The following is a 25,623-nucleotide window of genomic DNA, read 5'->3' on the forward strand; positions in this document are numbered from 1 at the left end:
AAAATCGACGTATACATTTTGTGACTTCATTCATTAAAATGATAATTATTAACATTTAAACAGAGACTCCCGAAAATGATACCTACCTTGCGATTCGGCCTGGCGCTGTTTGCCATGCTGGCACTGGGCATAGCCCAAGCATCAACCACAGCAGAGTGGCCACGCAGCCTTACCACTTCACACGGCGTGATAACCCTCAAGCAGCCCCCGGTGCGGATTGTCTCTACCAGCGTCACCGTCACCGGCACCCTGTTAGCCATTGGTGCCCCGGTGATCGCCAGCGGAGCCACCAGCCCAAACAACCAGCTGTCAGATAAACAGGGGTTTTTCCATCAATGGGGTGAGATCGCCGCCCAGCGCGGCGTGAAGCGCTTATACATCGGTGAACCCAATGCCGAAGCGGTAGCCGGTGAAGCCCCTGACCTGATTGTGATGTCCGCCACCGGTGCCGATTCCGCGCTGCGCCTGTACGATCAGTTATCGGCCATTGCACCGGTACTGGTGGTGAATTACGACAACAAGAGTTGGCAGGAGCTGGCGCTCATTCTCGGCCAGGCAACCGGGCACGAAGCCCAGGCGGAGAAAGCCGTCAGTGAGTTTGCGGCACGAGAAAAAGCGCTGAAACAGCGGATGACGTTGCCTGCGCAGCCCACATCGGCGCTGGTCTTACGCAGCGATGGCAAAAATGCCAACCTGTGGACCGCCGACTCCTCACAAGGGCAACTGCTACAGCAGTTAGGCTTTACTCTGGCAACGCTGCCGCCAAAGCTCAACGCCAGCACCAGCCAAGGGGCGCGCAAAGACATTATTCAATTAGGTGGGGAAAATCTGGCGCAGGGTCTGAATGGCCAAACCCTGCTGCTGTTTGCCAATGACGAAACCGACGTGCAGCGGCTGATGAGCAACAGCTTTCTGGCGCATCTGCCCGCGGTAGAAAACCAACGGGTTTATGCGCTGGGCAACGATACTTTCCGCCTGGATTATTACAGCGCCAGCAACCTGCTGGCGCGTCTTGAGCAGCTATTTATTTCTCAGTAGCTTCAGCGGCGGGTTGTAGCACATGGCTCTGCCCGCCACTGCCTACCTGGCGCAAACCGCGCATGGCGAACGCCAATACCACCGCCAGCAGTACGGCGCCAAAACCAAAGCTGGTTGAGGTCATGGCTGGCAGCATAAACGCCCCCATTGCTCCCAGTAGCAAGGCACCTAGCGCATCGCCGACCACGTTCTGTGCGGTCCACAGCCCGTTGATGCGGCCAAGAAACGCATCCGGCGTCAGGTTCTGAATCAGCCCATACTGCAACAGCGAGTTCAGCGCGCTAAGGTAACCAAAAGCCACCAGACACAGCAGCGCCATGCCATACCACGGCATCAGGCCAAACAGCCCGATAGCAGCAAAGGCGGCAATCGCCGTCAGCAGCATCACCCAGCCCGGCCTAGCGACCTGCGCCACTCGCCCGCTGGTGAAAGCGCCGATCGTCGCCCCCAACGGTACGGCGGCATACATAAAGCCCAAATGCCCGATGCTCACATTCCACATGCCGGAGATCGCCGGATACAGCACCCGCACCGCACTGGCCATGGTCATCAGCGCGCCGATCAGCGCCACCATGCCAATCACTTTATTTTGCAGCAGGAAGGTGAAACCGCCGATCAAGGCACGCAACGGATGCTCACGCGGCTGCGGCGGTGGTTGCAACTGCGGTAAGCGCAATAAAGGGATCAGCGTCAACATGGTGCCTAACGCCGCCAGGCCGTAGTTCCAGGCCACACCGGCGCTGGCGATCACCGCGCCGCCAATCGCCGGTGAGAGGATCGAGCCAAAACGCACGGTCAACATACTGATGGCCCCGGCCTGCACGATATTCTCACGCCCCACCAGCGCCGGCGTGGCGGCCAGTAAGGCGGTCACGCCGACAGCACCAAAGAAACCGTCCCACACCGCCAACAGATAGATCGCGGTCAGAGAAGGCGCAGGCAACGCCGCATTCAGGCACAGCCCGACAAAACCGACACCGCAGGTGGAACGGGCAAACAGGATCAGGCGGCGGCGCTCATAGCGATCGGCCAGCACTCCGCCCATCAGCAAACCGGCAAACATTCCGCTACCGGCCAGCGTCACCGCTAGCCCGACCAACAAGGTTGAACCGGTCAACGCCTGGATCTGTACCGGGATGGCAATCGCCATCAGGCCGAGTGCCAGAATCGAAATAAAACGGGCGCAAAATACCGCACGAAAGACCGCATTGGTTTTCAGCAGGCCAAAATCGAGCAAAATAGAGGGTTTATTCATCTTGTTATCACCACAACCGAACTCCGTTATGCAGCTTGAAACTCATCAGGAACAGCGCTAGTGCTGCTCAGGCTGCTATGCTACCATAGATAGATACAATCAATAATGATAATAAATATCATTTATATTCAATTGATAATAGGCTGTCATGTTCCGGCTTACGCGTAATTGCTCTCCTCCTTTATCTGCCCCATTCCTGGGCTTATCCCGCTCATTCTGGCCGCGCCTGCTCGGGCTGCTGTGTGCCGTTGCCGTTTTGATCTTAATGATGATGCTCAGCCTGTCGCTGGGGGCTAAATCCATCCCTTTTACTACCGTGCTTGAGGCGCTGAACGGGCAATGTACCGGTGCCGACTGCATCATCGTGACCGAAGCCCGGCTGCCACGAACGCTGATCGGCGTATTGGCCGGGGTTGCCCTTGGGCTGGCCGGTGCGCTGATGCAAACCCTCACCCGCAACCCGCTGGCCGATCCCGGTATTCTGGGGGTTAACTTCGGTGCCGGTTTCGCGGTGGTATTAGGGATCACCTTCTTCGGCGCGACCGACGTCAGCCACTATCTGTGGTTCGCCTTTGCGGGCGCTTTTTTTGCCTCATTATTGGTGGCGCTGGTTGGCGCGCTGGGCGGCAGCCGCCTCAGCCCGGTTCGCCTGACGCTGGCCGGGGTAGCGCTGGCGGCGGTGCTGGAAGGGTTGACTTCCGGCATTGCCCTGCTCAACCCGCAGGTGTTTGATCAACAGCGTTTCTGGCAGGCCGGTTCTCTCGATATTCAAAGCATGGCGGTGGTGCGCACCGTCGCCCTGCCGATCCTGTTGGGTACGTTAATGACCCTGTGTCTGACCAAAGCGCTAAATAGCCTGAGCATGGGCAGCGAACTGGCCGCCGCGCTGGGCACCGGCATTATGCGCACGCAGTTGCTCGGTTTGCTGGCAATTACCTTGCTGTGCGGCAGCGCGACCGCTGCCGTTGGCCCGATCGCCTTTGTCGGGTTGATGATGCCGCATATTGCCCGGCGATTTGCAGGATCTGAACTCAGTTGGATGCTGCCCTGGACCCTGGTGTTAACGCCGATTCTGCTGCTGACAGCCGATCTGATTGGCCGCTTTCTGGTGCCGGGCGAGTTGCAGGTATCTATCGTGCTGTCGCTGATCGGCGCGCCGGTGCTGATTATGCTGGTACGCCAGCGCCGCATGTTCCGCCGGGGAGCATAAGATGAGCCTAATGGTTTCTCGCCAAACCCTCGCCAAAAAACCACTGCGGCTGGCACGCCCGCTGGTTACCGCTTTGCTCTTGCTGTTCGCCTGCCTGGCGCTGGCGGTTTATGCCCTCGCTTCCGGCACGCTTTCGCTCAGCGCCGTGCAGGTGATCGACGCCCTGCGCGGCGAAGGCCCGGCTAATCTGGCGATTATCGTCACCCAGTGGCGCTTGCCGCGTGTCGCTCTGGCGCTGCTGCTGGGAGCCGCACTCGGCATCAGCGGTGCGATCTTCCAATCGTTGCTGCGCAACCCGCTCGGCAGCCCGGACGTAATCGGTTTCAATACCGGCGCTTACAGCGGCGTTTTGGTCGTTATTGTGCTGTTCAACGGCGGCATTCTCGGCATTACCTCTGGCGCACTGGCCGGTGGCTTGATTACCGCCGGGCTGATTTACCTGTTAGCCTGGCACAACGGCGTTGAGGCTTTCCGCCTGATTATTGTCGGCATTGCGGTGCGCGCCCTGCTGTTTGCCCTAAATACCTGGATGATCGTCAGCGCTTCGCTGGAATCGGCGATGACCGCCGGTTTGTGGAGCGCGGGCTCGCTCAACGGCATCTCCTGGGCAAAAAGCCTGCCCGCCGTGCTGGTGATCCTGCTGGCAGTCATGTTGCTGGCCGCGCTGGCCCGGCGCATGCGGCTGCTGGAAATGGGTGATGATACTGCCTGTGCGCTGGGGGTGGCCGTTGAGCGTTCGCGCCTGCTGCTGTTCTTGGCCGGGGTGCTGCTCATCGCAGCGGCAACCGCCGTGGCTGGCCCGATCTCGTTCATTGCCCTGGTAGCACCGCAGATCGCCCGCCGCCTGTGCGCCAACCAAAACGTGCTGCTGCTGACGGCCTTAACCGGCGCGTTGCTGTTGCTGGCCGCAGATGTCGCCGCCCAACGCCTGTTTATGCCTTACCAGTTGCCGGTCGGCGTTTTGACCGTTAGCCTGGGGGGCATTTATCTGATCTGGTTATTAATCCGCGAGTCGCGAAAAAAATGAATGCTGAAAACCTGTTAGCTGCGCCGCTGCGCGCCGAAAACCTGACGCTGAGTTACGACAAAAAAATCGTCGCCCGCGACCTGTCAGTATCCATTCCGCACGGCGAACTGACGGTGATTATCGGCCCGAACGCCTGTGGTAAATCCACGCTGTTAAAAACGCTCAGCCGCCTGATGCAGCCACAGGCCGGTTCGGTGTGGCTCAACGGCCAGCAGATCCGCGATTACGCCACCAAAGACGTCGCCCGCCAGCTTGGGTTGCTGCCGCAAAGTTCGATCGCCCCCGGTGACATTACGGTTTTCGATCTGGTGGCGCGTGGCCGCTACCCGCATCAGCGCCTGTTCAGCCGCTGGCGCGAAGAGGATCAGCAGGCGGTTGAACAGGCCATGCGTTCCACCGGCGTAGCGCAGTTGGCCGATCAACCGGTTGATACGTTGTCCGGCGGGCAGCGCCAGCGGGTGTGGATCGCCATGGTCTTGGCACAGCAAACCCCGCTGCTGCTGCTGGATGAACCCACTACCTGGCTGGATATTACCCACCAGATTGATCTGCTGGAACTGCTGCGCCAGTTGAATCGGGTAAATGGCTATACCCTGGTGGTAGTACTGCACGATCTGAACCACGCCTGCCGCTATGCCAGCCACTTGATCGCCATGCGCGACGGCAAAGTGGTGGCCGAAGGTGCGCCAAAAGATATCGTAACGCCCGAGTTGATCGAACAGGTGTATGGGCTGAAGTGTATGATCATCGACGATCCGGTGTCGCATACGCCGTTGGTGGTGCCGTTGGGGAAATAGCTCACCGGTTCCACAGTGTCAAAGCCGTTCGTGTTTTTGGCTAGCGTTATGAAAATAAAACACTTCCTGATTAGGAACCGAATCTTACCCTCAACTCTGCGATCAGCGCGATAGTAAGCCAGACCGTTGCTGACTGCGTCGCTGCCGCTTGCCCCGCATCACCAGCCTATTTTTAAAATTTCTTGACGCAGATCTCAATATCCACAAAAGAATAAAGAATTCCTTTTAAATTTTAATATCAGAATACATTATTCCTCTCGCTAAAGAACAGCATTACATCACTTTTAAAATACCAACGGGTTGAACATGAGAAAAATCATATTAAAAACAGTACTGGCATCCATTATTGCTAGTGGGACTGCTCACGCTGCAGTGATCTATAAGGAAGACAATGGCTCGAACGTTGAGCTTTATGGTCGCTTTGGATTCAATGTCTCAGACAAGAAAACCGGTAGCACACAAGGTGACTTTGACGGGCGTTTGGGGTTTATTGGTCGTCAGGTTGTCAATGATCAGGTTGCAATTATTGGCTTGGCACAATATCAGGTGAACGCCGCCGAATATGCCAATAATGTCGAGGGTAATAACGATAGCCTGACAGCTCGTTACGTCTGGGCCGGTTTTGATTTGGCGCAGTACGGCAAAATTACCGGTGGTCGAGTCTCTTCCGGCCTGATTATGTTTACCGACATCGGTGACGTTTTCGCCAGTTCAGATGTCGCTACAGGCCGCCAAGCTCGCTTTATTGATCCAACCGCAGTGCAGGTGTTCCGCCAAGACGGCACCGTTCAGTATCAGAATAATATCGGTAACCTTGACGTTTCTACCGCGTACATTATTGGTAACGGTACATCAGATCTGGACTATGGCTACAATGCCGCCACACGCTATACGTTCGATATGGGAACTGCGGGTAAACTCGTGCCAGTTATCGCCTTCCAGAAAACCCGTGCAGCACAAAATTTGGGTAATCGTACCAATGGGGCTGATACTTTCACCTACGGTGGTATTGGTAGCCGCTATTATCTGGGCCCAGTCATGTTAGGCCTGCTGTACTCTTCAGATACCGTAAGTTACAGCAATGGCAGAGCAGACAGTAAGGATAAAGACTGGGAATTCACCGCCGTTTATAACGTGACTAATGATTGGGTATTACGTACTGGCTATCGCTATCTGAATAATACTGGCGGTGACGAATTAACTCTGCGTGATACCACGTTTGAAGTGCAATATAAACTCACTCCACGCAGCTCCATTTACAGCGCCTATATTTTGCGTAATGGACAGAATGGAGCAAACGTGGACACAGGCCGTAAGGTTTCATTTGGTGGCAGTTCAGCCGAAGATAGTTTCTATCACCTAGGTCTGCGTTACGAATTCTGACGTTATAACCGTCATATTTCAAGTTGCCTGTGCATTAACTTTCCTCGTTTATCAGCGTTGCTGACTTAAAAACAGCGTGCTCAATAAACTCAGGCCGCACTCGCTGCTTATATTATAAAAGATCGAAAGGTGGGATCATGATGAGAATTACGTTTATATCTTTATTACTGTTAGGGGCTATGATGAACAGCCATGCGGCTGTCACGCTTAACTTTGGTGACAACGTTAATATTCTGGCTGCACAATCAGCACAAATAAATGCTTTCAGTAATTCTGTTACATTACCCGACGGTGAACAGACGTTAATTGTGCGTTTTGATGCCCCTAACGATCCTGGATCAATGAATGAAAGCCAAGGGCGTGTCATTTCGAACGCTCAGATATTAACCTTTACCGTACCCCCTAATAGTCATATTAATTTAAAAACAGAAATACCGCTCAATGCGAATGAAACTCAGGCAATAGCTAAGTCGCCAACGTTTTACCTGACGGACTCGCAGGGGAAGTCCATCCCTTTCCATACTCAACCTGTTTCACCGGCATATAATAGGTTCGGAACGAATTACGCCAAATTATTACCGGCAACCATTCAACAACCTGTCGCTGAAGTGAAAACACAAGACAAGGCAGAGGATAAGACGCCACCTCTCAGCACCCTGCAAAAACTTTATTTGCAGATGAATGATGAGCAAAAGAAGGAGTTCTTACGCTGGGCAATCGGTCTTTAATTCCTTTACTACTGTTAGACATCAAGTTGCAGGTGTACTAGCTCTCCTGCAGCTTGAATTATTTAAGATATAGATTTTTCCCTTGAGGTTGTAATGAAAGTTAATCTATCCGAACTTACTACAGAAAGCCGCAATCACGCCAGTGAGAATATTGACCAGCTCTCTACCGTAGACATGCTGAAAGTACTCAATGACGAAGATAAGAAAGTGGCTCTTGCCGTAGAGGCTGTTTTACCGGCGATCGCACAGTCTGTTGATTGCCTTGTTGCTGCCTTTCAACAAGGTGGCCGCCTGATTTATTGTGGCGCAGGCACCTCAGGGCGCCTTGGCATTCTGGATGCCAGCGAATGCCCCCCTACGTATGGTACTCCGCCGGAGCAGGTTGTCGCTCTGATTGCGGGCGGTCATGAGGCAATTCTGCATGCGGTGGAAAATGCAGAAGACAGTCCAACCCTGGGGCAAGAGGATCTTAAAAATATCGGTTTTAACGCCAATGATGTGTTAGTCGGTATTGCGGCCAGCGGACGCACTCCTTATACCATAGCGGCATTAGAATACGCCAAGTCATTACAGGCCAAAACCATTGCCTTGACCTGCAACGCAGAGAGTGAAATGGCTCGTGTGGCAGATATCGCCATTACCCCCATCGTCGGGCCGGAGGTGGTCACTGGGTCATCACGTATGAAGGCAGGAACCGCGCAAAAGTTAGTGCTGAATATGCTGACCACGGGATCCATGATCCGTACAGGGAAAGTGTATGGCAACCTGATGGTTGACGTCGAAGCCACCAATCTAAAGCTGGTACAGCGTCAGATTAATATTGTCATGCAAGCCAGCCACTGTGACCACGATACTGCCGCCCAGGCATTACAAGAATCAGGCGGGCATTGTAAAACCGCAATTGTCATGATCCTGGCACAACTGACAGCAGATCAAGCTCATACGGCTCTCAAACAAAACAATGGATTTATTCGCCAGGTACTGAGCGAGCAAGGGAAATAGTCATGGCAAAAATTACAGAAAAAACCATCGCAGATATTTTAAGTCTGGTTGGAAATAAAGATAACGTCAAAGTCTGTGGGCATTGTATGACCCGCTTGCGCCTGACGTTGAATGATAATCAGCATATTGATCAGGTACAATTAAAAGCCATACCGGGTGTTTTAGGGGTTATCAACAGTGATGACCAGTTGCAGATTATTTTAGGCCCGGGTAAAGCGCAAACTGCAGCAGAAATGATGAATACCCTGTTGGGTTCGGCGAATAATGTCACACCTGCGGCTACATCAACCTCTAACGATCTTGGCGACATAGCCAATAACAACAAGAGTAAGATGAAGGCCAAGCAAACCAGTGTAATCCATCAGTTTCTTGCAAAGTTTGCCACCATTTTCACTCCGTTAATCCCGGGCTTTATTGCGGCTGGGATGTTACTCGGCTTCGCGACGCTGTTGGAACAAAGCTTTCTCGTCAATGCCACTGAAAAAAATGTCACCCTGCTGCATATTGTCGGCTATATGAAAATTTTCGGCAAAGGTATGTTTACCTTTCTGCCGATTTTAATTGGTTACAATGCACAGAAAGCCTTTGGGGGGACCGGCGTCAATGGCGCTATTATTGCCGCATTATTCGTGCTGAATTATAACCCACAGGCCACGGTAGGCTATTTTTCCGGCATCGATAATTTCTTTGGTCTTCCTATCGATCCTCGCGGAAATATTATTGGTGTATTGATCGCCTCTATTCTTGGCGCGTGGATCGAGCGGCAAATCCGTAAAATCATTCCTGATAATCTGGACATGATTTTAACCTCGACGTTCACCCTGTTGATCACCGGTGCTCTAACTTTCACCATCATCATGCCACTGGGCGGTGAGCTGTTTAAAGGGATGTCTTGGCTGTTTATGCACTTGAACGGTAATCCGTTCGGTTCAGCGATCTTGGCTGGATTATTCCTGATTTCGGTCGTATTTGGTATTCACCAAGGATTTATTCCCGTCTATTTCGCGCTGATCGAAACCCAAGGCTTTAACTCTCTGTTTCCAATCCTTGCCATGGCGGGCGGTGGGCAGGTGGGAGCCGCATTGGCGCTCTACTTCCGCGCTAAAAAGAATTCATTGACTCGCAATCAGGTCAAAGGAGCGATTATTCCAGGATTGCTAGGCGTTGGTGAACCCTTGATTTATGCGGTAACTCTGCCACGGGTCAAACCATTTATCACTGCCTGTATCGGCGGTGCCTGTGGTGGGTTCTTTATCGGGCTGGTCGCTTGGCTAGGTTTACCGATCGGGCTTAATACGGTATTTGGGCCTTCAGGATTAGTCTCATTGCCGTTGATGACCTCAGCCCAAGGGATTTACGCGGGTATGGCGGTTTATGCCGTAGGAGTGGTCATTTCTTATGTCTCCGGTTTCATCGTTACCTGGTTCTTTGGCAGCAAGAATGTAGATTTAGCCTAACGGCTGGCTGGCGAACACTTCCCCCTTTCTGTTCGCCAGCTTTTTTCAAGCCACACTGCCTGCCGATAAGTATCAGATGATCGAAATAATAGCTAAAGCGCCCGCAACAGCCGATTCAACAACGGGCCAAGCACCTTGAACGACGCCGGTGAGACAATATCCACATGCGCGCAATCCAGTTCATGCACCTGCAACGCCTCAACATATTCCGCCCAGGTTTGCTGCACGTTCATGCCAGCCTGCAAGGTGCGTTTCGCCACAAACAACGTCGCCTGGCCGTGGAAACGGGCGGTACGGGTATGTGACAACAGCCGCACAGAATCCGCATAGTTGGCTTCGATATGATCAAACATCGTCCCTTGTGTGGCACCCAACGCCTCTTCCGACACCGCCAGAAACTGTTCCCGTTCACGCTGCACTTCTTTCAGCACGTTATCGTCCAGCATTACGTCCCAGTTCTGGGTTTCCGGCGGATAGGTATCCAGCAACCCCAGGAACGCTACCTGTTCACCGCGTGCCTGCAAGCGGGCAGCGATGCCCTGCGCCAAGGTGCCTCCCAGCGAATAGCCGATAAAGTGGTACGGGCCGTGCGGCTGCACCTGCAACACCGTGGCCAGATGCGCATCGCACACCTGATCCATATCCTCACCCAGCGCCAACGGGCCATCAGGGTGCGGGGATTGGATCCCCACCAGCGACCAGTGCTGATCGATATAGCGCGGCAACACGCTGAACTGCCAGGAGAACCCGGAGGCTGGGTGCAAGCAGAACAGCGTTGGGCCATCGGTAATGCGTAGCGGCAACACGCTGTCGAAACCATAGCGATCGGCCTCTTCCTGCGTGCGATCTTCTGCCAGCAACTCGGCCAGTTGCTCCACTTTCGACGCCACCATCACCTGCCCCACCGAGACCGCTTTACCCAAGTCACGCCGCAACTCGGCGGCCAAGCGCATCGCCAGCAGCGAATGGCCGCCCAGGGCGAAGAAATCATCGTCGGCAAACACCTGTTCACGCTGCAACAGGCGAGCAAACACTGCCGCGATCGCGCTTTCCAGCCCCGGTTCAACCGCGCGCCCGGCTTTTCTGGCAGCGGTTTGCGGCTGTGGCAACGCTTTGCGATCGAGCTTACCGTTAGCACTGAGCGGCAGCGTAGCCATTTCCACCAAGGCCACCGGCACCATATGGGGTGGCAAACGCTCGGCCAATGCGGCGCGTAGGCTGGCGGTATCCAGAACCACGTCAGGTTGCGCCACCAAGTAACCCACCAACTGCCGGGCATCGCCCCCCATGGCATCGGCAACGCTACTTTCCAGCACCAGCGCATGGGTAACCGCCTGGCTGACCCCCGGCAGTGATAATAACGCGTGATCGATTTCGCTCAGTTCAATACGCTGACCACGGATTTTCAGTTGATCGTCGCTGCGCCCCAGATACTCCACGGTTCCGTCAGCTAACCAGCGGGCCACATCCCCGGTGCGATACATGCGCCCACCGTTGCCCTGCGGATCGGCAACAAAACGGCTGGCGGTCAGATCCGGCCTTGCCAGATAACCCTGCGCTAATTGCACGCCGGTGAGATAAAGATCGCCCGCCACGCCCGGTGGCACCGGCCGCAGGCGCGCATCCAGAATGCGCAACCCGGTATTCCACACCGGCAGGCCGATCGGCACATTAGCACCGCTCACCGCCGCCAGCGATTCGCCCCAGGCCGGATGCCAGGTGACGTCCACCGCCGCCTCCGTCGGGCCATAGAGATTGTGCAGCGGCACCGCCGTACGGCTTTGCCACAGGCGGCACAATTCGGCAGGCAAAGCCTCGCCGCTACAGAACACCTGCCGCAACGGTTGGCAATCGGCGATCGCCCTTTCGCTGTCTAACGCGCCGACAAAAGCCGCCAGCATCGACGGCACAAAGTGCATCGTCGTCACCCTGTGGTGTGCGATCAGCGCCAAGAGCTGCTGCGGATCGCGATGCGCTTCTGGTGGCGCCATCACCAACTGCGCACCGACCATCAGCGGCCAGAAGAATTCCCACACCGAAACATCAAAGCTGCACGGCGTTTTTTGCAGCACCACATCGTTCGCCGCCAGCGGATACTGATGCTGCATCCACAATAGCCGGTTGACGATCGCCTGATGCCCCACCAGCACGCCTTTCGGCCGCCCGGTAGAGCCCGAGGTAAAGATGATATAGGCCGGATGATGCGGCGTTGGGCCTTGGATCTCGACGGAGGTCGCCGAGGCTGCCAACGGCGCATCGTACAGCAGCACTTCCCCTTGCCCGGCAAAGCGCGGCTGCTGGGAAGCATCGGTAATAATCAGGCGCGGTGCCGCATCTTCCAGCATCATGCTAAGGCGCTCATCCGGGTAACCGGTGTCCAGCGGTAAATAGGCTGCACTGGCTTCGACAATCGCCATCAGCGCCAGTGATAAAAACACCGAGCGCGGCAGTGCCACCGCCACGATATCCCCCGGCTGCACCCCTTGCGCCACCAAGCGTTGAGCCAGAGCAATCACCTGTGCGCGAGTTTCCCGGTAATTGAACTGGTAGTGGCTATCGGCCAGCGCCGGAGCGCCCGGTGTTTTATCCGCCTGCTCTGCCAGCAAACCACTGAGGGTTCCCGGCGCAACCGGGTAGGCGGTGTCGTTCACCCGCGCCAGCAAGGCATGATCTTGCTCGCTCAGCATGTCGGCAGCACCGAGCGGCAACTCCGGCTGTGCCGCAAACTGGCGCAGTAGCAGCGGGATGCGCTGCAAATGTTGGTTCAACTCATCCGGCTGGTAGCGCTCCGCGTTGGCCAGCAGTTCAATCTTCAGCGTGCCCGCTTCATCAATAAACAGCGCAATTTCCAGGTCACGTACCGGCCCGGAGGCCAGATCGTGGGTAATGCCCGCAATACCGTTAAAATTGAGCTGGTAATCGAACATCTTGAAGTTGAAAACCGTGCCGTACAGCGGCTGCGCATCGCCCACGCGCCCTAAATCCCGCGGCACCTGTTCGGCATCATAACGCTGATGGCGACGAGCAACTTTAAGTTCACGGCTGATGTGTGCCGCCAGTTCGGCCAACGTTGCCTCGGGAGCGACATGCATTTCTACCGGCAGCACGTTGATCACCGGCCCGGTGGCGCACAGCGCAGCCGAACCCATGCGGCGCATAAAGATAAACCCGGCGCTGAAGCTGGGTTGGCCGCTCAGGCGCGCCACCCACAGCGCGACCAGTGCCATCGCCATATCCGCAGCGCTAAGCTGTTGCTGCTGGCCCGCGGCCACCAAGGGCGCAAAATCCTCTGCGGCGCAAATTTGTGCCAACCGGTGAATACGGGTAGAGGGTGCTTGCCCGGCCAACGGCTGCGGGCAAAGGGTGGCGGGTACGGGCAGTTGGCGGGCCTTGTTCAGCCAGAAATCCGCATCACGCTGATAGCCCGGCGATTGCTGATACTGCTGATATTCCGCCACCACATCGCTGAACGGGGTGAAGGGGGTCGGTTCAGGCAGTTGCTGCTGGCACAGGCGGGTATAAATATTGGCAATGCGGCGCGCAATGGCGGTAAAACTGAAGCCATCGACCACCAGATGGTGATAACGCTGATACCAAAAGAAGCGATCGTCGGACAATTGCAGCAAAATATGACGATACAGCGGTTTGCCGCTGCTCAGCCGCAGTTCAGAAGCCAGATCGATCTGCATCAGCGCCTTGGCCGCCGCATCGGCATCCGCCGCTTCGCGCAAGTCCAGCCATTCGGCAGGAGCGATCGGCAGCGTGCTGTCGTACCACTGCATCGGCACGCCATCGCGTTCGGCAAAGCGCAGCCGCAAGGTATCGGCTTCCGCCAAACCCTGTGCGATCGCCCGTAGCAGGCAACCTTGATCCAGTTGGCCGTTCAACTCGATGTAATGGGCCACCGCATAGGCATTGCCATACGGTGAAATGTGATCGGCAACCCAGATCCCGGGCTGCGCGGCGACCAACGGCAGTTCAACAATCACCTGCTGCTCGCTGGGTAAAATAGAGGTTTCTGACACAGTTCTGACTCCTGTTATCGTTCATCACGCCTTACGCTGTGATGCGGGCCGCATATCCTGCCAATGTTGTTCCAACCAGTTAACGCATTGCCCACGGGTATCCGGGCCAAAAACGCTGGCCCAACCCGCCGGGATTGCACTGAAATCCGGCCACAGGCTGTATTGCTGTTGGTCGTTGCACAAAATACGGCAACGCTGATTGTCATCATCGAACGGGTTCAGGATTTCCATAACGATCTCCTTAGGCGTGAAGGGGGTTGGCAAACGCGGCAGTTTGCAAGGCGGCGGGTGTCGCCCAGTGCGCCTGTAAACCATCCAGCAGGCCACCACGCCAGCACAGCGCATCATGCCCGCCCTCGACCACCCGGTATTGCACCCGGTGCCCAGCAGCGCGCAGCAGATCGGCCATGCGATCGCTCACCTGATGGATCAGCTTTTCATGCACTCCGGCCTCCATAAACACCTGCAATTTACCGTGTGCGCCCAACCATTGCGCTTCCAGTTGGCGCATCAGCCAGCAGGCGTCGTCAGGCAGCGTTGGCAACTGCAACATATCGCGGCGCGGCCACCAGAAAGAGCCGGATTGGCTGATCACCGCGCCAAAACGTTCGGGCCAACGCAACCCTGCATAGAGCGACGACAGGCCGCCAAAGCTTTGCCCGGCAACTATCGTGCTGGCGGCTTCCGTGCTGTGCGGTGCCCAACTGGCCAACTGCGGCAGCAGTTCTTCTTGTACCGCCAGCCAGAATTCATCGTTGCAGGTCAGTTCCTGTGCGCGGTGTTTTTGGTCAATCACATCAATCAGCAGGTATACCGCTTCCGGCAGTTTGCCTGCGTGGGTCAATTGCATCAGCGGATCCCAAACCGGCATCTGCTGCGCCCAGAATTGGCCGTCCAGCAAAATGGCCAGTGGCCGGTTAGCAGGCTGGCTTTCACCGGTGGAATAGATCCAGACGTGGCGCTCCGTTCCTAACCGCTGGCTGTGCCAGGTATGCCGTTGCAGTTTGGCTGGGGGGGCTGGCGTGCAGCGCCCGCTGGCAACGGCGTAGCGATCAGAATCGCGCCAGGCTGGCTGAAGCGGTGCCTGTGGCATATGCAGACCAGAGAGAAAATGCCCATCGGCATCGGGCCAGGCGCGATAAGGGTTAAGCAGATCCTGTGTGGCATTGGCAAACACCTGCTGCCACCAGTGGCGAACGCTATGCATGTTGGCATGGGCATCACTGCTGTGAAGCGGGAGCGGACGATCGTCCATACAGGGAATAAAGCAATAGCTGCCGCGCCAGTTGGCATTCAGTTCCCGTTGCCAGTACCAGACGTCTGATCCACTGAGCCGTTGCAGGCTCTGTGGTGGCGCTGGCTGATGATGATCGGTGAGGCAATTGATATTCAGCCAGACGCGCCGGTAGGCCGAGGTAAACTCACAGCCTTGAGGATCGCGCCAAAGAAACGTCACTTTCCAGCGCCCATTGCCCTGCGGCTCTACCAGCGGTGTTCCGCGCCGGGCAATCTCCAGCCACCAACCGTGGCTCCCTGCATGCTTGCTCGCTAATAACCTACTGCTTTCTGGCTGTTGTTCAGTTTTCAAAACACCCACTCACTGTGTAGCTGGCATAGCCTGCCATGCCAAAACAAACGGTAAAGTGAATACTATTGATAATTATTTTCATTTGCAATAGTGTGTAAAGGTTCGTAAGCCGAGCAGGCATTCTTCAACAGGGACGGATGCCAAACCATTGAGCGGAAACCCACTGCTGGGTTCCGTTGTGACTTTTACCAACACCATAAAACTACAACCAACCCTTCAGCCACGCTGCAAAAAGGGTAGCCAGGTAGGAACCTCAACATGAATCGCAAGTTATCACGTTACTCTTTAGCCACACTCATCGGGTTAGGTTTAGGCACGTCTGCATTTGCCGCTGCGGTGAATGCACAGCCGGAAGAAAACCAAGCAGAAAGCGCTGCGGAAGACACCATGGTGGTCACCGCGGCCAAACAAAACCTTCAGGCTCCCGGCGTCTCCACCATCACCGCCGAAGAGATTAAAAGACGCCCTCCGGCCCGTGACATCAGTGAACTGATCCGCACCATGCCGGGGGTCAACCTGACCGGTAACTCCACCAGCGGCCAGCGCGGCAACAACCGCCAGATCGATATCCGTGGAATGGGGCCGGAAAACACGCTGATCCTGATCGACGGTATGCCGGTCAGCAGCCGCAACTCGGTGCGCCAAGGCTGGCGTGGCGAGCGTGACACCCGTGGCGATACCGCCTGGGTGCCACCGGAGATGATCGAACGTATTGAGGTGCTGCGCGGCCCGGCAGCCGCCCGCTATGGCAACGGCGCGGCGGGTGGCGTGGTCAATATCATCACCAAACAAGCCAGCAAGGATCTGCACGGCACGCTGAGCGGTTATTTCAACCTGCCGCAGCACAAGCAAGAAGGTGCCACTAAGCGTACCAACTTCAGCCTCTCTGGCCCGCTGAGCGATCAACTGAGCTTCCGGCTGTTTGGTGGTTACAGCAAAACCCAGGCCGATGCCTGGGATCTCAACCAAGGGCACCAGTCCGAACGTACCGGCAGCTATGCCGATACCCTGCCCGCTGGCCGTGAAGGGGTGATCGACAAAAACATCGATGCCCTGCTGCACTGGGAATTCGCGCACCTGCAATCGCTGGAATTCCAATACGCTTATGGCCGCCAGGGCAACCTGTACGCCAGAGATACCCAGAACACCAATAGCAACGCGCTGGTCCAGAGCAATTACGGCAAAGAAACCAACCGTATTTACCGCACCACCTATGCACTCAATTATCGCGGCGCGTGGGACAGCGGGGTCAGCACCACCAACTACCTGCAATTTGAGCGCACCCGCAATACCCGCTTGGCCGAAGGGTTGGCTGGTGGCACCGAAGGGATCTTCTCCAGCGACAGCTTCAACACCACCCGTCTGGACGATTTCCTGGCGCACAGCGAAATCAGCATTCCGTTCGACATGGGGGTACCGCAAACCGCTACTCTGGGAACCGAATGGAACCAGCAGCGGATGAAAGATCCCTCCTCTACCAGCCAATCGCTGACAGAAGGCGGCAGTATTCCTGGGGTGGATAGCACTAACCGCGATCCTTACTCTTCAGCCAAAATCTTCTCGCTGTTTGCCGAAAACAATGCCGAAGTTACCGACAGCACCATGCTGACGCCGGGTTTGCGCTTCGATCATCATTCCGAAGCCGGTGATAACTGGAGCCCATCGCTCAACCTGTCACAGGAACTGGGCGATAACTTTACCCTGAAAATGGGCATCGCCCGCGCCTACAAAGCCCCTAACCTGTTCCAGAACAACGGCAACTACATTCTGTACAGCCGTGGCCAGGGCTGTGCGGCCAGCGCCGGAGCCTGTTATCTGATCGGTAATGACGATCTGAAGGCGGAAAACAGCGTTAACAAAGAGGTCGGGCTGGAATTCCACCATGAGGGTTGGCTGGCCGGTGTGACCTATTTCCGTAACGACTACCGCAACAAGATCGAAGCAGGTTATACCCCATCCGGCACCACCATCAACGGTAAAACCGATATTTACCGCTGGGAGAACGTACCAAAAGCGGTGATCCAGGGCTTGGAAGGTACGCTGAATGTACCGGTCAGCGATACCCTGGCCTGGAATAACAACGCGACCTATATGATTGAGAACAAGAATAAAACTACCGGAGATACCCTGTCGATTATTCCTGAGTTCACCATCAACTCGACGCTGAGCTGGCAAGCCACGCAGGATCTGTCCATGCAGACCACCATGACCTGGTATGGCCGTCAGAAGCCGAAGAAATACAACTATAAGGGTGAAGCGGTTAGCGGCAGCGAGAAGCACGAAGTCAGCCCTTACGCCATCTTTGGCCTAAGCGGCACCTACGCCTTTACCAAAAATATCAGTGTCACTACGGGTATCGATAACCTGTTGGATAAACGCCAATTCCGGGCCGGTAATGCGCAGACCACCGGGAATAGCGTCACCGGAGCCTATATGTATGGCGCAGGCGCAGCCACCTATAACGAGCCAGGCCGTACCTATTTTATGAGCGTGAATAGCCGTTTCTGATCGGCCAACAACAATAACGCAGCTCCTTCCCTGACGGGGAAGGGGCAAGCTCTAACAGCCCGCCACGGCATTTTTCACGTCAGCGCATTCAAACTGACGATACTGTTTAGGTGATCGACATTCAGCTTACGCAGCGCATTCACTTTGTGGGCGCTGATTGTTTTCTGATTAACGGCGTATTTTTTGGATAAATAAGCCGGTTTCCGCTGTTTAATCAACCCGATAATAATCTCCCTTTCTCTCGGCGTCAGAATCAACGTGCATGACGGTAGTTCATCAAAAATATCCTTAAAACTAAGGATCCGTTTTAAATCCAATACCAGGCTCGCTACCGTTTTGTCGATCGAAGCACAATGCCCCTCTTTTCTGCACAAGCCTGAGATAAAGTAGCCGAGAGCAAAATGCGGTTTAGAGGCTAAAAAAATCATTTTGCTTGAAAAGCTGGCACAGCGTAATGCCGCTTTAATTTTCAAAATACTTTGCAAGCTAATCTCATTGAAGAGATCGTCAGCACAGATAATAAAGTCCATCGCAAGATTATTTTTCTCAAAAAAATCACCAGAGGCTACGTTGATTTTTTTCCCAGACGATAGTTGCATCTCTGCCAAGATTGCATTCAGCGCAAGACGGGTGAATGCGCATCGAGTTACAATCAAGATGTTAACTGCTCCATTCGATATTGTTTTCATATCAATTCCGTTGATAATTTTATCGGTTATCCTACATATATTAGTTAATGGCAACCGTAGATAACATAAGAAAGCATGAAAAGGCTTGTAGGAAAACCCACAATTTCCAAGAATAAAGACAACTAAATTAAAATATAGAGATGCCAATAATTTTAATCGGGATATTAGCTCAGCATAAAGCCTGATTCATTATTCACAGCAGGTCATTTCTTTCCACATAGTTTGCCATTTCGATGACAGACCTCACCCCCAGCTTTGCCATAATTCGGGTTTTATAAGTGCTGACTGTTTTTTCGCTGATAAAAAGACTCTCCGCTATCTCCTTATTTTTAAACCCCTTTACCAGATGTCTCAGCACACTGATCTCTCGGGCGGTCAACGAGCGCTTAGGCTGGGTGCTGTTACTCAAGGCGGCCATATCCGATACGTTACTGAGTACCTCTGCGGAAAAAAAAAGGTATCCTTTCAAGACATGTTGTACGGCAAAGAGTATCTCTTCAACATCCTTCCCTTTGCTGATAAATCCATTGGCCTTGGCCTCAAGCGCTCGTAGCGAGTAAATAGATTCATTTTTGGAAGAAAAAAAAAGGGATTTGATCTGCGGAAACTCTCTTCTCACTTTTTTCAACAGTAAAAAACAGTCATCGCCTTGCAGCTCTACATCCATAATAATCAAATCAATGTGATTCGCACTCACAATATCCAGGCTTTGTTTGCTACTGGCAGCAACAAAGACGCGCTTAAATGAGTCGGACTGCATCAAGAGTGATTTGATGGCAACCAATATTGTGGGGGATTCATCGATAACCAATACGGAATACATATAATCCTCTCTTATAATATCTTGGATTAATTTTTGAGGGGTAAATTCACCAGAGATCATCAAAAAATCATTTTCAGTACAAAGGTATTTATGGACGAATAAAATAAATTCATCACATATCTACTTCTGTACCTCAATGACATGCAAACAGCGCTAACTTCGTCACCTTGAATTTGTAGGGAAATCCATTCTCCTTTATCCCACTTAAGGCTTAGAGCCTATCCCAATAGGCTCTTAACCTTATGGTCTCACGTTATTTATCGACCCAGCTCAACAGCATAGCCGCACTGGCAATCACGTTAATATTAGAGATATAGCCGTCATAGCGATTATTGATCGCCGATAATTGGTTATTAAAATGATCGTTCTCTGCCGTCAGCACATCCAGCAGCGTGCGAGTCCCCAGGTTGTACCACTGATCATAAAACATTTGCCTGACCCGATCGGTTTCTGCTGACAATCGATCAAAATCATCCGCGCGCATAAACGAAGAATCACGCGTCTGCACCAGATTATTGATCTGATATTCCAAATCGCGATAGGCCACTTCATATTGTTGCTGGGCACCGTTGGCTTTAGCACGCGCCGCCATCTGCGCCGCCGTTTGCGAACCGCCGCTGAACGCATTCCATTGGACATTCAGCCCGGTATACCAACCGGTTTCATCGCCATTGATATCTTTGGCCGTGTTCTTGGAAACCACCCAGTTCAACTGCGGTAACCCCGCCGACTTGATGCTCTCTGCTTCATACTCTGCGGACTTGACCTGCGCCTGCAATTTCAGCAGGTTCGGGTTTTTGGTCAACGAGGCAATCGCCACTGACGCGGGCATCACCGAGTCTCGCCAGGAGATATTCTCTGGTAAATTCGGTTCGACCCCCAACAGGCGCACCAATCTGATACGGCTGGTACTCACCTGGTGTTCAATATCATCCAGGTTGGCGCGGGCAGACAGCAGCTTGGCCTTGGCCTGGGTAAACTCACTGGCTCGGCCGCCGTCCGCTGCCGCAATCTGCGACAGCATATCCGTCAGTTGCTTCATGCGCGCGACATAGGCCAGCGCAACCATACGGCTTTCCTGATAGCGGCCCAGGTTCATCAGTTCTGACACGGTACTGTAAGCCAGTTGCTCTTTGGTGTAACTCTGCGCATTCACCGCCGCCGTGACGCTGGCTTCGGCGCTGTCGACCTGATTGCTGATCTTGCCCCAATCATAGATAGGTGTCGTGATGGCAACCGAACCACTGGTATCACTCGCTTTAGCGTTGTTACGCTGTAGATCGGCATTGCCCCCCTGGGTGCCTAGCGGCGTGGAGAGCCCAACCTGAACCTGTGGCCAACGTTGGCCTTTGGTCTGATCTACGTAATAACCCGCCGCCAGAACATCCGCTTCTGAAGAGCGTATCTCCGGGCTGTGCGCCAATGCCATCGACACCATTTTGCGCATAAAAGCCCGTGACGGATTAGTGCTTTTCCCGCTGTAAGCGTCGTCAGACATACTGTCGAAAGTGCGTTTGCCGCTCTCCCCCTCGCTCTCACCGTTCCAACGCACCTTGTCATACGCCGGATCCGGTTGGTACTGCTGCTGAACCGCAGGGAAGTTATCGCTATTGTTTCTCAGCACCGCCTGGCTGCTCCCCGTCGGCGTCTCCGTGGCGATATTGGCCTTGGCACGTAGCTCAGTGCGATTAACCAAGGCGGACTGATTGCCTTGGGTCACCGGAACCGCAGAGGTGCGGCTCTCTGCCTGCATCGGCAGGCTCTTGGCACTGCTCAAGCGCTCAGTGTTGCTGACTACCGGTGCTTCGGTGGTCTTAATCGGCACTGGCGGCTCAATACGTGTAATCAGCCCAGAAGATTGTGGTGCTTTGGTCGTGGCGGGCATCGCCGGCTGGCTTGCCGGCTCTGACACGCTGACGCCTTGGCCCGGCTGAACCATATCATTCTGCCTGGCTGCCACCGAAGGTTGAGCGTTATTCACCGCCACGTTGTTGCTAAACACGGGTGGCGCTTCTGTTTTCACTTCCGGTGCGGCAGAAACCGGAGCCTGACGCGGAACCGGTGCCTTCGGCTCACCCACTGCCACCAACTCCTGAAGAAAATCAGGGGCTTCTTTTGATGCTGCATTTCCAGCCGATGACGGATCAGAATGGAATAATGTCATATATTCCTCCTGCGTCAGCATCGGTGGTAATGCGTTGATATCCTGCGCACTCCCTCCCGGCAAGGAGGATTGCTGTGCGACTGTCAAGGTAGAAAACGGCAGGCATATCGCTATTGCCATCGCCACATTTAACCGGCGGAACTCATTGTGCTTACGTACCATCAGATCATCTCTCCCTGAATGCTTCACGGGCTTTTAATACGGGCTTTAAAATATAGGATAGGATCGTTTTCTCTCCGGTACGAATTTCAACATTAGCGACCATGCCGGGAATGATCGGAAACGTTTTGTCTTTCACATGCAAGGCTGCCTGGTTAGTACGCACATACACACGGTAATAGGTTGAATCCCCACGACCGGAACGGGCTTTTTCCTCATCAACCAAGGTATCGGAGCTGATATGCTCCACCACGCCACTCAGCCCGCCATAAATGGCATAGTCATAAGCGGTGATCTTGACCGTGGCAGGTAAACCTGGGTGAATGAACGCCACGTCCGCCGGTTTAATCTGCGCCTCAACCAGCAAGTTATCCTCCAGAGGGATGATCGTCATGATCTCGGCCCCTTGCTGGATCACCCCGCCCCGGGTGGTGGTGCGGATGTTATTGACCGTTCCGCGCACCGGGGCAACAATGGTGGTGCGCTGCATCACGTCTTCGCGGCCACGCAGGATTTCTTCAGCCTGAGCCAGCTCTGACTCCTGCTTGTTCAGTTCGCTGTTGGCATCAGAGCGAAAACGGTTGGTGCGTTCGGCAATCTGCAGTTGGAACTCATTCGCCTGCCTGCGCAGACGCAGGATTTCCACCTCCGACACCAGCCCTTTTTTGGCCAGGGGCGCAGAAAGCTGCACCTCGTTTTCCGCCAGCGACAGGCTTTTCTTCAGCGCATCCACGCTCTCATTCAGGGTTCTCAGTTGGGCGTTGTAGGCCTGGGTTTCATCATTCACGATGCTGGGAACCGCCAGCACCTCGGGCGGAAATACCAGCGCGGTGCCATAAGACTGTGCACGCAGGCGCGCTATCGTCGCCTTGAGCCCCAACACTTTCGACAAGGATTCGCCGTAGCTGGAGCCCGCACGCGTCGGATCCATCTTCAGCAACACCTGCCCTTTCTCGACAATATCCCCTTCTCGCACGTTCAGCTCTTCCAGGATCCCGCCTTCCAGGCTCTGTATCACCTGTTCACGGCTGGCAGGAATCACTTTCCCGTCGCCACGGGTGATTTCCTCTACTCGGGCAAAATGCGCCCAGATCAATGCCACCGCCACCACCAGTGCGATGGTATAGAGCATGATCATGCTGAACGGCGTCTTTTGTGAAATTAACGCCGCCTGCAAATCATTCATAAACCGCAGGTCTTCAGATTCTATTTTTCCGCTGGGCTGATTATCTTTTTTATGCTTATTTTTTTTCTGGGATTCAATTCTGTCTACCGCATTCACTGTAATTGTCTTTGCCTCAGTCTCTTTTATTCTCACACCTTTTTTATGGCTTATCTCAGCATCATCAGAGGTGGCTAATGTAATGTCATCCGTGCTCATTCGTTATTCCTTGTTGGCAGATAGCCAGCACTTTCCAAGAGGCAAAAGCCGGAGCTATCTGCATCTTGAAACAGAGTGGGTATTGCTATTGTCGCCGCCTGATTGAGATTAATGTGGCTGATTCAGCTGGGTCACTTTCGCGCCATTCTTCTGACTGTTGGCACTCAGCATGGCAATGACCTGATCTTTCGGGCCGTCGGCCATGACGTGCCCATCATCCAGAACGATCAAACGGTCAAAAATATTCAGCACTGACATACGGTGCGTCACAATCACCAGCGTTTGTCCTTCTATCGCTTTCTGTAGTTGGCGAATAAACAGGGTTTCCGTCATTGCGTCCATGGAGCTGGTCGGTTCATCCATCAACAGCACTTTCGGCCGCAGCAGCAGACAACGTGCCAGAGCAACCAGCTGTTTCTGCCCACCGGACAACGCGTTACCCATCTCCCCGACCGGCATGTCATAGCCCAGCGGATGCCTGGCCGCGATACGATCCAACCCGGTCATCTGGGCAACGCGCAGGAACTCTTCTGTACTGGCGCTCGGCTTGCCGATCGTCACGTTAAAGCGCAAGGTGCCACTGAACAGCCGACAATCCTGGCCGACATACCCGACCGCCGCACGCCAATCCGCCGGATCGACCTGAGTCGCATCAACGCCATCAATCGAGATCTGGCCGCTGCGCTGCTGATAAATCCGCGCCATCACCCGCAACAGCGTCGACTTGCCACTGCCGATGCTGCCAATAATCGCCACCCGCTCACCCGCCTTGATGGTGATATTGATATTATCCAGGATCGACGGCGGCACCATCATACCGGGCACCGCGTAAGCAAAAGCCACCTTTTTCAGGCTCAGGTTGCCGTCAAATTTCGGTGTCGGCAGGTAGTTAATCGCCGGATCGCGTTCCGTCGGTAACTCCATCAACTGATTGAGTGACTTCAACGCCGTTTTGGCATGCTGATAGCGTAATGCCAGCCCAACCACCGCCGCCAGCGGCGCCAGTGAACGGCCGGACAGGATAACCACCCCGATCATCGATCCCATGGTGAGTTCACCCGCATGGATCAAATAGACACCAAACACCACGATCACCACGGTGCACACCTGCTGCATAAAGGTGACAAAGTTCGAGGTCAGCGCGGAAAGGTAACGGGTTTTCATGGAAGACGCGGCGGCCAACGCGCTGATATCGTCCCAGCGTTTTTGCATCACGCCTTCCCCCTGAGCCGCCTTCAGCGCTTCCATGCCTTCGATGGACTCGATCAGCATCCCCTGTTTCTGCGAGATCTCACGGATGTTTTCACCCATGTAACGGCTGAGCGGCCATTGGATGATCACGCTGACCAGCAAGATGATCGGTACCGCCGCCAGCGGCACTATCGCCAGTTGTCCACCAATCAGGTAGATGACGAACATGAACAGGATGCAAAACGGCAGATCCGACAGGGTCGACAGCGTGGCCGAGGTGGCAAAATCACGCACGGCCTCGAAGTCACGCAACTGGTTGGCGAAGGTTCCCGTTGATTGTGGTTTGCTCTCCATACGCATCGCCATCACCTGGCGGAAGAGTTTCGCCCCGACAATCAGATCGGCTTTTTTCCCTGCTACATCAATTAAATAGGTACGAACCTGCCTGGAGGTGAATTCGAACACAATGGCAATCAGCACCCCAATCGCCAATGACCATAAGGTGACGTAAGCCTGGGTGGGGATGACGCGATCGTAGACGTTCATGGTGAAGAAGGTGCTGGCCAGCGTCAGGATGTTGGCCAGCAGTGCCGCCGTGGCCGCACTGTAAAAATAGTGCCGATAACGCCACAGCGTAGAAAACAGCCAGTGCCCTTCGCGATTGGCTTCCGGCAGAATGTCATCGTCCAGACGAACATCCAGCTTGGGTTTAGGGCTTGCCACCATGGCATAGCCATTGGTTGACAACTCCGCTTCCGCAATGCTGAGGGTGCCACCACTTTCAGGTACCACCACCTGATACTCATAGTTTCCGCGTTTACCGGTGCGCGCGGCGACAACACAGTAGGTACCATCACTGCGAGCGACCACTAACGGGAATAAATAAGAGGAGATTTTGGCCAGATCGCGCTTGATCCAACCGGCAGCGATACCAATCTGATCCAGCATGCGCAGCGCCAATTCAGGCTCTAACTTGTCGCCACGCGGTAACCCGGCGTACAGCACTTCTTTACTGGCCAGCTTGTTATAGTGCTTACACAACCATTCAACGGCCCACAGCAAAGAATCTCTGCCATGGTCTTCTATATTGTCAAATTCTCGCGACTGAATCGCCGGAGGCTCAGGAATCTCCGGTAACTCCGAAGACACCGACAATTGTTCACTCATAATCTTTCCCTGGTTTTACTTAAAGACTGTG

The 25,623-nt window shown here is 54.4% G+C and carries 18 protein-coding genes; 9 read left to right on the plus strand and 9 right to left on the minus strand.

The window, feature by feature from the left end; all coding sequences use genetic code 11:
* The first annotated feature begins 75 nt into the window (after window positions 1-75).
* Window positions 76-1,038: a Fe2+-enterobactin ABC transporter substrate-binding protein gene (gene fepB / locus ACX9GT_RS17420; RefSeq protein WP_473187946.1), complete on the plus strand. Its 963-nt coding sequence runs from the start codon at window positions 76-78 to the stop codon at window positions 1,036-1,038.
* On the opposite strand, the gene entS is transcribed toward fepB, so the two are convergent.
* Window positions 1,025-2,293 (minus strand): enterobactin transporter EntS, encoded by a 1,269-nt coding sequence (gene entS, locus ACX9GT_RS17425; RefSeq protein ID WP_473187947.1) that lies wholly within the window; start codon window positions 2,291-2,293, stop codon window positions 1,025-1,027. The genes fepB and entS overlap by 14 nt on opposite strands.
* Window positions 2,294-2,441: 148 nt before the next feature.
* Between entS and fepD the strand changes: the two genes are divergently transcribed.
* The 7 genes from fepD to murP all read left to right on the plus strand — a co-directional run bounded on the left by fepD (window position 2,442) and on the right by murP (window position 9,897).
* Window positions 2,442-3,503 carry a Fe(3+)-siderophore ABC transporter permease gene (gene fepD / locus ACX9GT_RS17430; protein ID WP_473187948.1) on the plus strand — a complete coding sequence of 354 codons (1,062 nt, stop codon included), beginning with the start codon at window positions 2,442-2,444 and terminating at the stop codon, window positions 3,501-3,503.
* Window position 3,504: 1 nt separating this feature from the next.
* Window positions 3,505-4,530 (plus strand): iron-enterobactin ABC transporter permease, encoded by a 1,026-nt coding sequence (fepG, locus tag ACX9GT_RS17435; RefSeq protein WP_473187949.1) that lies wholly within the window; start codon window positions 3,505-3,507, stop codon window positions 4,528-4,530.
* Window positions 4,527-5,327: an ATP-binding cassette domain-containing protein gene (locus ACX9GT_RS17440; RefSeq protein ID WP_473187950.1), complete on the plus strand. Its 801-nt coding sequence runs from the start codon at window positions 4,527-4,529 to the stop codon at window positions 5,325-5,327. The genes fepG and ACX9GT_RS17440 overlap by 4 nt, the downstream gene beginning before the upstream one ends.
* A gap of 306 nt (window positions 5,328-5,633) precedes the next feature.
* Window positions 5,634-6,710: a porin gene (locus tag ACX9GT_RS17445; protein ID WP_473187951.1), complete on the plus strand. Its 1,077-nt coding sequence runs from the start codon at window positions 5,634-5,636 to the stop codon at window positions 6,708-6,710.
* A 137-nt stretch (window positions 6,711-6,847) separates the two neighbouring features.
* Complete coding sequence (locus tag ACX9GT_RS17450) at window positions 6,848-7,438, plus strand: DUF2057 family protein (RefSeq protein ID WP_473187952.1); 591 nt, start codon at window positions 6,848-6,850, stop codon at window positions 7,436-7,438.
* 93 nt (window positions 7,439-7,531) lie between these two features.
* On the plus strand, window positions 7,532-8,440 hold the full coding sequence (gene murQ / locus ACX9GT_RS17455) for an N-acetylmuramic acid 6-phosphate etherase (protein WP_473187953.1): 909 nt from the start codon (window positions 7,532-7,534) through the stop codon (window positions 8,438-8,440).
* Window positions 8,441-8,442: 2 nt separating this feature from the next.
* The gene (murP, locus tag ACX9GT_RS17460) at window positions 8,443-9,897 is read left to right on the plus strand and encodes a PTS N-acetylmuramic acid transporter subunit IIBC (RefSeq protein WP_473187954.1); all 1,455 of its coding nucleotides are present in this window, start codon (window positions 8,443-8,445) and stop codon (window positions 9,895-9,897) included.
* Window positions 9,898-9,989: 92 nt separating this feature from the next.
* Here murP and ACX9GT_RS17465 read toward each other — a convergent pair whose 3' ends face one another.
* From ACX9GT_RS17465 to fes, 3 genes are read right to left on the minus strand one after another with little or no spacing between them, the layout of a single operon-like run.
* Complete coding sequence (locus tag ACX9GT_RS17465; protein WP_473187955.1) at window positions 9,990-13,922, minus strand: amino acid adenylation domain-containing protein; 3,933 nt, start codon at window positions 13,920-13,922, stop codon at window positions 9,990-9,992.
* A gap of 24 nt (window positions 13,923-13,946) precedes the next feature.
* Window positions 13,947-14,153, minus strand: coding sequence for an MbtH family protein (locus tag ACX9GT_RS17470; RefSeq protein WP_473187956.1), 207 nt, complete (start codon window positions 14,151-14,153; stop codon window positions 13,947-13,949).
* A 10-nt stretch (window positions 14,154-14,163) separates the two neighbouring features.
* A complete protein-coding gene (fes, locus tag ACX9GT_RS17475; protein ID WP_473187957.1) occupies window positions 14,164-15,510 on the minus strand; it encodes an enterochelin esterase in 1,347 nt (448 codons plus the stop codon).
* Between the two features lie 258 nt (window positions 15,511-15,768).
* On the opposite strand from fes, the gene ACX9GT_RS17480 reads away from it, so the two are divergent.
* Window positions 15,769-18,018 (plus strand): TonB-dependent siderophore receptor, encoded by a 2,250-nt coding sequence (locus tag ACX9GT_RS17480; protein ID WP_473187958.1) that lies wholly within the window; start codon window positions 15,769-15,771, stop codon window positions 18,016-18,018.
* Between the two features lie 74 nt (window positions 18,019-18,092).
* Here the strand turns inward: ACX9GT_RS17480 and ACX9GT_RS17485 are convergent, their stop codons facing one another.
* From ACX9GT_RS17485 to ACX9GT_RS17505, 5 genes are all read right to left on the minus strand, one after another.
* Complete coding sequence (locus tag ACX9GT_RS17485; RefSeq protein ID WP_473187959.1) at window positions 18,093-18,707, minus strand: LuxR C-terminal-related transcriptional regulator; 615 nt, start codon at window positions 18,705-18,707, stop codon at window positions 18,093-18,095.
* A gap of 193 nt (window positions 18,708-18,900) precedes the next feature.
* Window positions 18,901-19,590, minus strand: a complete 690-nt coding sequence (locus tag ACX9GT_RS17490; RefSeq protein ID WP_473187960.1) for a LuxR C-terminal-related transcriptional regulator — start codon at window positions 19,588-19,590, stop codon at window positions 18,901-18,903.
* 193 nt (window positions 19,591-19,783) lie between these two features.
* Window positions 19,784-21,856, minus strand: a complete 2,073-nt coding sequence (locus tag ACX9GT_RS17495) for a TolC family protein (protein ID WP_473187961.1) — start codon at window positions 21,854-21,856, stop codon at window positions 19,784-19,786.
* A 4-nt stretch (window positions 21,857-21,860) separates the two neighbouring features.
* Window positions 21,861-23,039 (minus strand): HlyD family type I secretion periplasmic adaptor subunit, encoded by a 1,179-nt coding sequence (locus ACX9GT_RS17500; RefSeq protein WP_473187962.1) that lies wholly within the window; start codon window positions 23,037-23,039, stop codon window positions 21,861-21,863.
* 303 nt (window positions 23,040-23,342) lie between these two features.
* The gene (locus ACX9GT_RS17505; protein ID WP_473187963.1) at window positions 23,343-25,592 is read right to left on the minus strand and encodes a type I secretion system permease/ATPase; all 2,250 of its coding nucleotides are present in this window, start codon (window positions 25,590-25,592) and stop codon (window positions 23,343-23,345) included.
* Window positions 25,593-25,623 lie beyond the last annotated feature (31 nt).

This window comes from Serratia sp. YWN4 (assembly GCF_055790845.1).